This window comes from Paenibacillus sp. (assembly GCF_048976745.1).
Classification (GTDB): domain Bacteria; phylum Bacillota; class Bacilli; order Paenibacillales; family Paenibacillaceae; genus Paenibacillus.
The window spans coordinates 577,091-588,968 of sequence record NZ_JBHGUU010000004.1; the positions used below are offsets into that span (position 1 = coordinate 577,091).

Sequence of the window (11,878 nt, forward strand, 5' to 3'; positions counted from 1 at the left end):
CAGTCAATATGAGTGAAGTAATCAGAGTTGCCGTGATCGGAGCGGCTGGCCGAATGGGCCGTGAAGTTGTGAAATTGGTACTTCAGGACCCGGAATTGGAGCTTGCAGCGGCTGTCAACCGCTCCGGAGCAGGCACGGATGCAGGAACCCTTGTTGGTTTGCCGGAGTGTGGGGTGCTGGTGACAGATGATATCGAAATGGCGTTTGCTGAAACAAAACCCCAGGTTATGGTTGATTTTACAGTGCCGCAATATGCTTTTACACATACCGAGATTGCGATCCGTCATGGAGTTAGACCTGTCATGGGGGTTACCGGCTTTACGCCGGAGCAGATTGAACAGTTGGACAAGCAATGCCAGGACAAAGGTATCGGTGGCCTTATTGCCCCTAACTTCTCGATCGGTGCCATTCTGATGATGCGATTCGCAGCACAGGCTGCCAAACATATGCCGAATGTGGAGATTATCGAATACCACGGGGATCAGAAGCTGGATGCTCCTTCTGGAACAGCGATCAAAACTGCCGAACTGATTGCTGCCAATCGGGAAGAACTTCGTCAGGGTAACCCGAATGAGGAAGAAACCATTGAAGGGTCACGCGGTGGTTATTACAATGGCTTCCGAATTCACAGTGTACGATTGCCTGGTGTATTCGCACAGCAGGAAGTTGTTTTCGGAGACTATGGACAGTCACTCAAAATTCGGCATGACTCCTACGAGCGCGCAGGTTATATGCCTGGTGTTAAGATTGGTGTGCAAAAGGTTATGGAATATACAGGAATGATCTACGGATTTGACCACTTTATCGACTAAAGGAGATTGTCATGTTAAAAATAGCATTTATCGCCCATGATCGTAAAAAAGAAGAGATGGTTAATTTCGTGACGGCATATGAGCCTGTTTTTACGGACCATCAATTGTATTCTACAGGAACCACAGGCCTTCGTATTATGGAAGGAACGTCTCTGAAGATTCATCGATTCGAATCAGGCCCATTGGGCGGAGATCAACAGATTGGAGCTTTGGTTGCGCAAAATGAGATGGATCTGATTATTTTCCTGCGTGATCCACTGATGGCACAACCTCACGAGCCGGATATTAATGCGTTGTTACGTCTTTGTGATGTGCAGGGAATTCCACTTGCTACCAATATCGCAACCGCTGAGATTCTGGTTAAGGCTCTGGATCGTGGCGATTTTGCCTGGAGAGAGCTGGTACATAAATACAAGCCGGAGGCAGGGTTAAATTCGGGTGATTCCGAATGAGTCTGGATATTCTCATCTTTGGAGCACATGCGGACGATGCGGAGATCGGTATGGGTGGTACGATTGCCAAACATACCGCTGCTGGCTTAAAAGTAGGCGTATGTGATCTGACTCGTGCTGAGATGTCTTCCAATGGAACAGTAGAGCGCAGAACCGAGGAAGCGGAGCAAGCCTCCCGCATCCTCGGTCTTTCGTGTCGAACGAATCTGGGGCTTCCTGATCGCGGCTTGTATCTTACGCCTGAACATGTACAGGCGATAACGGCTGAGATACGGCGTCACGCCCCTCGGATGGTATTTGCTCCCTATTGGGAAGATCGTCATCCGGATCACGTCAATTGCAGCAAGCTTGTGCAGGAGGCTGTATTTAACGCGAAGCTTCGGAACTACATGCCGGACATGCCTGCCGTGCAAGTGAAAGAACTTTATTTTTACTTTATTAATGACATTGGACCTACGGATTTGATTGTAGATATTACGGAACACTATGAGCAAAAAGAAACATCATTGCTCTCTTATCGTTCCCAATTCGAACTGGGAGACGGGGCGGTCTCTACGCCATTGAATCAAGGGTATATTGAACGTGTAAGAGCCCGTGATTCCTTGCTTGGACAACGCAGTCTTATCCCGTTTGCAGAAGGTTTTGCTACAATTACACCTTACGTGGTTCATCACTTTGGCCCTAGCGCCCAATAAACGATTTCACATTTTACGTGTTAATGAGACGAATCGTTTCATTATTCCGTTGCATTATATCAACCTGCATGAAGCGGGAGATCAAAGGAGCGTCCACCGGATGGATAAAAAGCTAAAAATCGGCATCACCTGTTATCCGTCCCTCGGCGGGTCTGGCGTTGTCGCAACGGAGCTGGGCAAATTGCTTGCAGAACAGGGGCATCAGGTCCATTTTATTGCCAACAGTATCCCGTTCAGACTGGGTTCATTCCAGAAAAATATTTTTTATCACGAAGTTGAAGTCAATGATTATTATGTTTTCCGTTATCCTCCGTATGATCTGTCCCTGGCAACAAAGATGGCTCAGGTGGCTAAGTCACAGCAGCTGGATCTGCTGCATGTTCACTATGCTGTGCCACACGCAGTGTGCGCCTTTCTTGCGAAACAGATGGTCGGAGACGGCCTGAAAGTAGTGACGACATTACATGGAACGGATATTACGGTTCTGGCTCAGGATGAATCTCTGAAGGATCTCATTCGGCTTGCCATTAATGAAAGTGACGCGGTCACTGCGGTATCCAAAGATTTGATTCGGGAAACGGTTGAACTTCTGGATATTCAGCGTCCAATCGATCTGACCTATAATTTTATTGACAAACGAATATATTATCCGCGGGATGCTGCCAGTCTGCGAAGAGACTTCGCTGCGCCTGACGAGAAAATATTGATGCACATTTCCAACTTCCGACCGGTGAAGAGAACTCAGGATGTGGTAGAGGTCTTCCGTCAGGTACAGGAACAGGTTCCAGCCAAACTGTTATTTGTAGGTGAAGGGCCTGATTTGCCGAAGATGCAATGGAAAATTAATGATCTCGGCTTAAATGATAAGGTTCATTTCCTTGGCAAACAGGATGATATTGCTCAGGTCATTTCTATGGCAGACGTGTTGATGCTTCCATCGGAGAAGGAAAGTTTTGGACTTGTGGCGCTCGAAGCAATGGCTTGCGGCGTACCCACGATTGGTTCACAAGCCGGAGGAATTCCGGAACTGGTGTTACACGGTAAGACGGGATTCTTATCCGCGATTGGGGATACACAATCCATGGCCGAGAACACCATCCGTTTGTTAACAGACGATCGTTTGGCGGCGGAGTTTAGGGAAGCGTGTCTTCAACGCGCACATCACGATTTTTGCAATGATGCCATTCGGCATGAATATGAACAGATTTATTACCGGGTGCTGGGAAGGGAAGTTCCGAACTTAAAGCCGGTTTGCGGTTAGTCAATTGGTTTGACGAAATTATACTGTGCATACCACAACAGGCAAGAGAAGAGGTGATATGTGGTGGTTCAATGGACACAGGTAGATCGTGAAATGGCAATTCAAAGTGAGAATGTACTCACAACATTAAACAAACATGACTACAAGGCATATTGGGTAGGTGGTTGTGTTCGTGACGAATTGATGGAACGAGTAGTAGACGACATGGATATCACGACATCTGCTTCTCCCCAACAAGTCATGGAATTGTTCGACGACTGTATTCCTACCGGTTTGCAGCACGGAACGGTTACCGTTCGTTCTGGCGGTTATTACTTTGAAGTGACCACGTTTCGAACAGAATCTGAATATCAGGATAACCGCAGACCTGCTGCGGTTCAATTTGTTCAGGATATCAAGGAAGACTTACAGCGGCGTGATTTCACAATGAACGCTCTTGCCATGGACGTCACTGGGTCAATCGTTGACCCGTTTGGTGGGCAGGACGATATCAAGGAAGAGCGAGTCAGATGTGTAGGTTCTGCGATGGAACGATTTGGTGAAGATGCACTGCGGATGCTCCGCTGTGTCCGGTTTGCTTCAGTATTTGATTTCAAAATTGCCCATAATACGTGGAAGGGTCTTGTAAGGCAGAAAGAGCTGCTTCAACATATAGCGATGGAACGGGTACGGACCGAGATGGTAAAAATGATGTCGGGACCGCATCCATTAAGAGGGTTGGAGCTGATATACAGAAGTGATGCACTTGTGCATATCAAAGTGCCAGTAAACTCGGCCCGATTCAACAAGAAGTTGTTATCCAATCTGGAACAGTTGTCAGGTGAGCATGTGTTGCTCCGCTGGTCACTCATTCTGATTGCTGGCGGATATAGCAAGGATGAAGCAGACGTATTATTACGTCAGTGGACATTCTCCAATGAACACCGTGCTCGTATAACAGGAGTCCTTCAGGTGGAGCAGTTGATTCATACTTCCGTTCAGGAGCAGAAGGATACGGTTAGTCTTCGTTCCGATTGGATCGTTACTGTTCTGGCTTGTGGTGTTCAAGCTGCGGATGATTGGCTTCAAATACAGTCTGTACTGCCAGCAAGGTGGCGGAATCAGCCCGAACAGGCAGAAATGCAGGCTGTTTTGGTTCAAGAACTTGCAGCTCAATGGAGTCAATCGATCCCTGTGCATGACTTGAAAGAGCTGGACATCACAGGGGAACAAGTGTTGCAAATGGTGCAACGCAAAGGCGGGCCTTGGCTGGGTCAACTGATGAAACATTTGTTAAGAGAAACGGCGATTGGAACGATAGCGAATCAGCATGAAGCGCTAAGTGCAGAAGTGAAGCGGGTGGTTCAAGATGACCAAGCATGAAGATCTGTTACATATGTTGTTAAATGCAGAAGGACGATTCGTATCGGGTGAAGAGATTAGTCGTAATCTGTCCATCAGTCGAACTGCTGTATGGAAACATGTGAACAAGTTGCGAGACATGGGTTATGAGTTCGAAGCGGTATCCCGCAAAGGATACCGTCTGGTAACGAAACCGGACAGTATTGACGCCACTGCCCTCCAATTGGCACTGGATACAACCGTATTTGGCCGTAAGGCTGTTCTGTTGACCTCGACCTTGTCTACACAAGGGGATGTTCTGAAACTAGCTGAGCAGGGGCAAGCTGAAGGCGCTGTGGTCATCGCGGAAGAACAAACAGGAGGAAGAGGACGTTTCGGTCGACAGTGGTTCTCTCCCCCGGGTAAAGGAATCTGGATGAGTGTGCTGTTGCGCCCTGATCTACCTCTTCAGCATACGCCGCAGCTCACTTTGTTAACAGGAGTGGCTGTATGTCGTGCCGTTCGAGCTTGCACAGGAGCTGATGCAGGCATCAAATGGCCCAATGATCTGTTGATTGATGGACGTAAGGTATGTGGCATATTGCTTGAATCCACGGTGGAAGATCATGAAGTCAGATACTGTATTGCAGGTATAGGCGTTGATGTGAACTTTGATCCAGAGGATTATCCGGAAGATCTGACCGCAATCGCTACTTCGCTCAAGATGGCGACGGGGCAACCTGTTGATCGTACCAAACTTACGGCTGCCATTTTAACCGAGCTGGAACAGTTGTATTTTTTGTATCAAAAAGAAGGATTTGGTGTGATCTCAGCTCTATGGGAGGCCCTGTCCGTATCGATGAATCGAGAGATTACAGTGACGAATCCTCATGGCATCATTGAAGGGAAGGCAATCGGTCTTGACCCTTCAGGAGCACTCCTTGTGGAAAAGCACGATGGAGAACATACACTAGTCATCTCTGGCGAGGTCTCCTGGAAATCGTAAACAATTTGTCGAATTTTCACTGGTAAAATGAACATAAGACGTGAAGTTTGAGCAGAACTTTGGTATACTGTGTTCGTGAGGCGATATCGGCTAATGCAGACCGAATTGCACTCCCGTAACAGTAACCTTTGTTCTGCTTTGATGTGTTTGATATAAGCAGACCGCAGTGCAAGAATGAAATACGTATAAGTGAGTTGTTGGATTCTGCTCTGAGCCGAAGAGGACCGAGACAGAAGGGACGATCGCAAGTGACTCTTTTTTGACTTTTCGGGACTTTTTAGTGGAAAACTAAAAGGTTTTTTTGTTGCGTTTTATTTGAAAAGAAGAAAGGAGCCATGAGAGAAAATGGCAAACAAACAAGCGATGAACATTGTGAAAATGAAAAAATACAAGCAGGATGGCGTGCCGCTTAGCATGATTACGGCTTACGATTATCCAACAGCGCTCCTCGCAGAGGAAGCAGGTATTGATCTGATTCTGGTTGGTGATTCACTCGGTAATGTAGTACTGGGTTATAATTCGACGCTTCCGGTGACCATCGACGACATGGTGTACCACACACGTTCCGTCGTACGCGGTGCTGAGAAAACGTTTATTGTAGCTGATATGCCTTTTATGACGTATCATGGCAGCGTGGATGAGACGCTTAAGGGTGTACGTCGACTGATGCAAGAGGGGCATGCCCATGCGGTCAAAATGGAAGGCGGAGTCGAGATTGCGGACACCGTCAGAGCGGTTGTGCAAGCAGGTGTGCCTGTTCTTGGACATATCGGGCTGACACCTCAATCGGTTAATCAGATCGGCGGTTACCGCATTCAGGGCAAGGATGCAGCGGATGCGAAACGTCTGATGGACGAAGCCAAAGCCCTGGAAGCTGCTGGTGCGTTTGGCATTGTGCTTGAACTGGTGACGGAAGAAGTTGCACGGGCGATCTCGGAGGAATTGTCCATCCCAACCATCGGAATTGGTGCAGGACGGGGCTGTGATGGTCAGGTTCTGGTATTCCACGATGTCGTTCAATACGCCTCTCCGTATACGCCCAAACGTTTTGTCAAAACCTATGGAGATGTGGGTACACTAATCCGAACCAGCATCGAAGCTTACGTGAAAGAAGTTAAAGATCGTTCATTCCCGGCCGAAGAGCATGTATTCAATGCTGCGGATGGTGTTCTGGACCAACTGTACGGACAACGCAAGGAAAAGGTGGGGAGTAACTCATGAAAGTATTACGGACAATCGCAGAGTTAAGACAGGAACTAAGCTTGAAGCGTCAAGCGATTCGGTCCAATGCGTCAGTGGTAGGGCTGGTACCGACAATGGGTTATCTTCATCAAGGGCATGCAAGCTTAATGCAGGTAGCCAGACAACAGAGCGATATCGTGGTATTAAGCATATTTGTTAATCCGATTCAATTTGGCCCTAATGAAGATTTTGACAGCTATCCGCGCGATGAAGCCAGAGATGTGGAAACAGCACGTTCACAAGGAGTGGATATCGTATTTATTCCCTCCGTTGAAGAGATGTATCCACAGGCAACACAGACGACGGTATCTGTCTCCAAACTGACAGAGCGCCTATGTGGCGCTTCCCGTCCAGGACATTTTGATGGAGTAACGACTGTTGTCTCCAAGCTCTTCAATATAGTACAACCACAGCGTGCATTTTTTGGTATGAAAGACGCTCAGCAGGTTGCAGTCATTCAACAGATGGTGAATGATTTGAATATGCCTGTGGACATTGTACCCTGTCCGATTGTTCGCGAAGAGGATGGTCTTGCTCTCAGTTCACGTAATGTCTATCTTAGCGCAGAACAGCGTACACAGGCCTTGGTTCTGTCGAAGGCACTGCGCGCAGCTCAGGAAGCTGCAGATACAGGTGTAGCGATAAACGCCGCAGATATCCGTCGTATTCTGCGTGAGCAGATTGCAACCTCACCGCTTGCAGTGATTGACTATGCGGAGATTCAGGCTTTTCCAAGTCTGGAGCCGCTGTCCGATCTGGAAGAAGTTCAAGGTCGTGATGATCTGCTTATTGCACTTGCGGTAAAATTCGGAAAAACAAGATTGATTGACAATATAAGGTTGCAAAAATCGGAGGTACTGTCCCATGTTTAGAACACTCATGAAATCCAAAATTCACCGGGCTACGGTAACGGAAGCCAACTTGAACTATGTGGGTAGCATTACCATAGATGAAGACTTGATGGAAACATCCGACTTGATGGAAAACGAGAAAGTGCAAATTGTGAACAACAACAATGGTGCACGTCTGGAAACTTATGTGATTCCAGGACCGCGCGGAAGCGGGGTTATATGTCTTAACGGCGCAGCTGCGCGTCTGGTGCAACCTGGAGATAACGTCATTATCATTTCTTACGCCATGATGTCGCAAGAAGAGGCAAATACTCACAAACCAACCGTTGTATTTGTAGATGGACAGAATAAACCTGTACAAACGATGAAGCAGGAAGTCCACGCAACAATTATGTAATCGACTGGTAAGGAGAATGAAATCGGCCCTTGAAGCAAAAAATGAGTACAGGTCACTGCACTAATCCATTTTTTCAAGGGTGGGGATGCAACGATGTTCCAGCATGTTTTCGCAGAAATGAACGACATGTTAGATGAAATTATCAAGAGCTATCCTTCCGCTGAAGGCCTGAACAAACAAGAATTGCTGCAAAAGTGGAACTTGCTCAAGCGGATGAGTGACGGAATGCTGGATGAATGGCTGATGTTTGAAGAAAAGATGAGCCAGGTGAGGGAGCGGGAGATGGATAAGCCTGCTTCCCTTGAGCCGGAACAGGAAGCTGTCACCGCTCTGCCTGAACTCCATCTGGAATGTTTCAGTCGAGGTCAGGGTTATTTCAAATTACAGATGTATCCGCAGGCGATCATGCAGTTCTCCCGGGTTGTGACCGACCATCCGGAGAGTGCATTGACTCGTTTTTACCTGGCGCTCGCGTATCTGAATCTGGAACAAATGACGGAAGCCGGGACACATTTGCAGCAGATTATGTACCTTAAGGGTTCACCTCGCTTGAAGGGACTTGTATGTAACGCCCTGGGCTGTATTCAAGCCAAGCTTGGTAATCCGGAGGCTGCATGTTCACTCTTTGCACAGGCCCTTCAGTATGACCCGACATTGACCGAACCACTGTACAACATGGAAGCATGCAGGTTGAACAGGGGAAAATTGCAATATGCTAATCAGCTGACGACCCTTCATTAAGCGGGAATTCGGCGACAAAAAACGGTGTTCCCTCCTTTGGCATAGCGGCGGGGACACCGCTTTTTTGTCAGTTAATTTTCAAATCCCCTTTTTTTTGCTATGCTGTAACATAGACTGAATGGAAGGGATCGTACATTGCAATGAAATTTGCCGTATTGGATTTCGAAACAACCGGCACGCAGTCCGACGGTGAGATTATACAGGCCGGACTTGCCATCATAGATCATGACAACAGCATAACTCAAATATATAGTTCCTATGTGAACCCTGGTGTCCCGATTCCCCCGTTTATTTCGGGGTTAACGGGTATTACCGATGAAGATGTGGCGGACGCTCCATCACTCGAAGAGATGATGATGGAGATGGTGCCGCTGCTTAACGATGTGGTTCTTGTTGGACACAACGTTGCTTTTGATTTTCACTTTTTGCAGAATGCTCTTGACCGTTGTGGTTATCTGCCCTTCACGGGCCGTATTCTGGATACCATTGATTTTCTGAAGATTACATTCCCATCACTGGGTTCTTATCAACTCGGTTATGTTTCTTCTGAATTTGGATTTCAACATGATCGACCTCATCAGGCAGACAGTGATGCACTGGCGACAGCCTATGTGCTGCTCAAGTGTCTGGATGAGTTAAAGGAATTACCGCTCATAACAATTCAGCGGCTCAGTGACCTGTTTGCACCAGAAGACAGTGACTTGGGCTGGTTCCTGGACGGGATGCGCAGTGAGAAGGAAGCAGAGCCGATTCAGGATCTGGACGGACATACCTATTATCGGCAGCTTGCTCTTAATGTAAGTGATTGGACTGATATTGGTGCACCGCGTGATGAGCGAGAGGGTAACCCCCTCGATGGCGTAAGCTTCGAACAATTTATGGATCAGGTTCGGGAGAACCTGAAGGATACGCTGGATCATTATGAAGAGCGTGAAGCGCAGACTCAGATGTTCAGCAGTGTAAGGCAAGCCCTGGATGAAGAGAAACATCTCTTGATCGAAGCTGGAACAGGTACCGGTAAATCTCTGGGTTATCTGTTGCCAGCGATATACGAAAGTGTGAAACAAGAACAGAAAGTTATGGTCAGCACGCATACGATCAATCTGCAGGAGCAATTGAGAGAGCGGGACATTCCAATGCTGACCCAAGTGGTTCCGTTTCCGTTTAAAGCTGCTGTCTTCAAAGGACGTGGACATTACCTGTGCCTGCGCAAATTCGAACACAAAATCAATAAACGAGAATTCGCCACACCCAAAGAGGATTATTTCACAGCCGCTCAGATGATTGTATGGCTTACACAGACCGAAACTGGAGATGATGAGGAGCTTAACCTTAGCGGGCGCGGAGGCGACTTCTGGGAGACGGTACAGAGCGAATCCGAATCCTGTCTGGGAAGATCCTGTCCATGGTTCCGCAAATGTTTCTATCATCGCGCCAAACATGAGGCCGGGTTGTCCGATATCGTAATTACCAATCACTCCAAATTGTTTACCGATGTGAAAGCAGCGCATCAGTTGTTACCAGCCTATGAGAGTCTTGTAATCGATGAGGCCCATCATCTGGAAGATGTAGCCGGTAAACATCTTGGAATGCACATGAAATATTTCACGCTGGTTCATACACTGACCCGTCTGTTTAAAGACAGTCGTAATGGACAACTGCCTATGCTTCGTTCGCAGTTATCCGGGCATGAAAATTCGGTGCAATGGGGCTCCATGGTGGATCAGATGTTCCCGCTGGCTGTTGAGGTTAAGGAACTGTGGGATCGTATGAGCGATGCCTTGTTCGGTCTTTTGCCTGAACGAAGTGATGCTTCACCGGGCGAGACAGGGCAATTTTCCCTGCGTCTGAAGGCATCTCAGAAACCTGCGAAATGGCAAGAGTTGCAGGATCTGGAGAACCAGATCTATGTGACTCTGGGTGATTTGGTTCGCAAAGGGGACAAATTGCTGCTTGAGGTGAAAGAGGATCAGGATGATTATCAATCGGATAGTCTGATTACGGACATTACAGGACTGCTGAAAGATCTGACCACATTGAAGGAGAATCTGCGATTCTTCATGCGTATGGATGATGCCAAAACGGTGTACTGGATGGAAGCCAGCGGTCAGTTCCGGAGTAAATCTCTCCAGCTGTATGCCGTACCTGTAGATGTCAGTGCACAACTTAAGGATTTGTTTTTTGATAAAAAGAAAAGTGTTGTGCTTACATCGGCTACGCTCTCTGTGGATAAGTCATTCCAGTTCATGATTGAGCAGCTTGGCTTGCAGGAAGCCTCCGAGAATAATCGGCTATTAACATCGATGCTGCCATCACCTTTCAATTACCGCGATCAGGCACTTCTGGTGATTCCGCGTGATTTCCCAAGTGTGAAGGGCAGTGTGGGGGATGCGCACTTTGTTAATATGCTGGTGCAATCCCTCGCAGAGACGGCAATTGCCACGCGTGGACGCATGATGGTTCTGTTTACTTCATACAAGATGCTGCGACAGGTCTATGATCCGTTGAAGGAGGCACTGTCCGGTAACGAAATCTCACTGTTAGGCCAAGGTGTGGACAGTGGAAGTCGTTCCAAATTAACTCGCAGGTTCCAAGATGCCAAAGCAACGGTACTTCTTGGCACAAGTAGCTTCTGGGAGGGTGTAGATATCCCTGGAGAAGCGCTGACCTGTCTCGCTATTGTAAGATTGCCTTTCCAGCCGCCGAATCACCCGTTGGTGGAAGCCAAGAGTGAGTTGCTTCAGGAACAAAAGAAAAATCCGTTCATGAAACTGTCCGTGCCGCAAGCGGTCATTCGTTTCAAACAGGGATTTGGCCGATTGGTGCGTACAGCAAAGGACAGAGGTATTGTCATTGTTTATGATACACGGGTGATTGAAGCGTACTATGGTAAATTCTTTTTATATTCATTACCAGGTCCCAAAATGGAGCATATGCTCACGGAGCAGATGGTTCCACGAATTACCGAGTGGTTAGAGAAACCAGCTAGCCAACAAGAATAATGATTGTTTTGTTCGTTATATCATTGCATGACACGATCGTTTGGCGTTAAACTTTATGAGATATTTCCGTATCCGATTAAAGCAGTTGCACGTAAGAAC

The 11,878-nt window shown here is 47.5% G+C and carries 11 protein-coding genes; all 11 read left to right on the top strand.

The features are described 5' to 3' along the window. Nucleotides 1–8: 8 nt before the first annotated feature. On the top strand, nt 9–812 hold the full coding sequence (gene dapB / locus ACE3K2_RS03520) for a 4-hydroxy-tetrahydrodipicolinate reductase (RefSeq protein ID WP_017687734.1): 804 nt from the start codon (nt 9–11) through the stop codon (nt 810–812). 11 nt (nt 813–823) lie between these two features. Next, nucleotides 824–1,264 carry a methylglyoxal synthase gene (gene mgsA / locus ACE3K2_RS03525; protein ID WP_017687735.1) on the top strand — a complete coding sequence of 147 codons (441 nt, stop codon included), beginning with the start codon at nt 824–826 and terminating at the stop codon, nt 1,262–1,264. Next, a complete protein-coding gene (bshB1, locus tag ACE3K2_RS03530) occupies nt 1,261–1,959 on the top strand; it encodes a bacillithiol biosynthesis deacetylase BshB1 (RefSeq protein ID WP_421886733.1) in 699 nt (232 codons plus the stop codon). The genes mgsA and bshB1 overlap by 4 nt, the downstream gene beginning before the upstream one ends. A gap of 100 nt (nt 1,960–2,059) precedes the next feature. Next, a complete protein-coding gene (bshA, locus tag ACE3K2_RS03535) occupies nt 2,060–3,220 on the top strand; it encodes an N-acetyl-alpha-D-glucosaminyl L-malate synthase BshA (RefSeq protein ID WP_421886736.1) in 1,161 nt (386 codons plus the stop codon). 63 nt (nt 3,221–3,283) lie between these two features. Next, complete coding sequence (locus ACE3K2_RS03540; protein WP_421886739.1) at nt 3,284–4,582, top strand: CCA tRNA nucleotidyltransferase; 1,299 nt, start codon at nt 3,284–3,286, stop codon at nt 4,580–4,582. Next, nucleotides 4,569–5,546 carry a biotin--[acetyl-CoA-carboxylase] ligase gene (locus ACE3K2_RS03545; protein WP_421886742.1) on the top strand — a complete coding sequence of 326 codons (978 nt, stop codon included), beginning with the start codon at nt 4,569–4,571 and terminating at the stop codon, nt 5,544–5,546. The genes ACE3K2_RS03540 and ACE3K2_RS03545 overlap by 14 nt, the downstream gene beginning before the upstream one ends. A 345-nt stretch (nt 5,547–5,891) precedes the next feature. Beyond that, complete coding sequence (gene panB, locus ACE3K2_RS03550) at nt 5,892–6,767, top strand: 3-methyl-2-oxobutanoate hydroxymethyltransferase (protein ID WP_339307347.1); 876 nt, start codon at nt 5,892–5,894, stop codon at nt 6,765–6,767. After that, complete coding sequence (gene panC, locus ACE3K2_RS03555) at nt 6,764–7,660, top strand: pantoate--beta-alanine ligase (RefSeq protein WP_421886746.1); 897 nt, start codon at nt 6,764–6,766, stop codon at nt 7,658–7,660. Before panB ends, panC begins: the two co-directional genes overlap by 4 nt. Then, a complete protein-coding gene (gene panD / locus ACE3K2_RS03560) occupies nt 7,653–8,036 on the top strand; it encodes an aspartate 1-decarboxylase (RefSeq protein ID WP_017687742.1) in 384 nt (127 codons plus the stop codon). Before panC ends, panD begins: the two co-directional genes overlap by 8 nt. Nucleotides 8,037–8,129: 93 nt before the next feature. Beyond that, nucleotides 8,130–8,777, top strand: coding sequence for a tetratricopeptide repeat protein (locus ACE3K2_RS03565; RefSeq protein ID WP_421886749.1), 648 nt, complete (start codon nt 8,130–8,132; stop codon nt 8,775–8,777). Between the two features lie 140 nt (nt 8,778–8,917). Then, a complete protein-coding gene (dinG, locus tag ACE3K2_RS03570) occupies nt 8,918–11,779 on the top strand; it encodes an ATP-dependent DNA helicase DinG (RefSeq protein WP_421886752.1) in 2,862 nt (953 codons plus the stop codon). Nucleotides 11,780–11,878 lie beyond the last annotated feature (99 nt).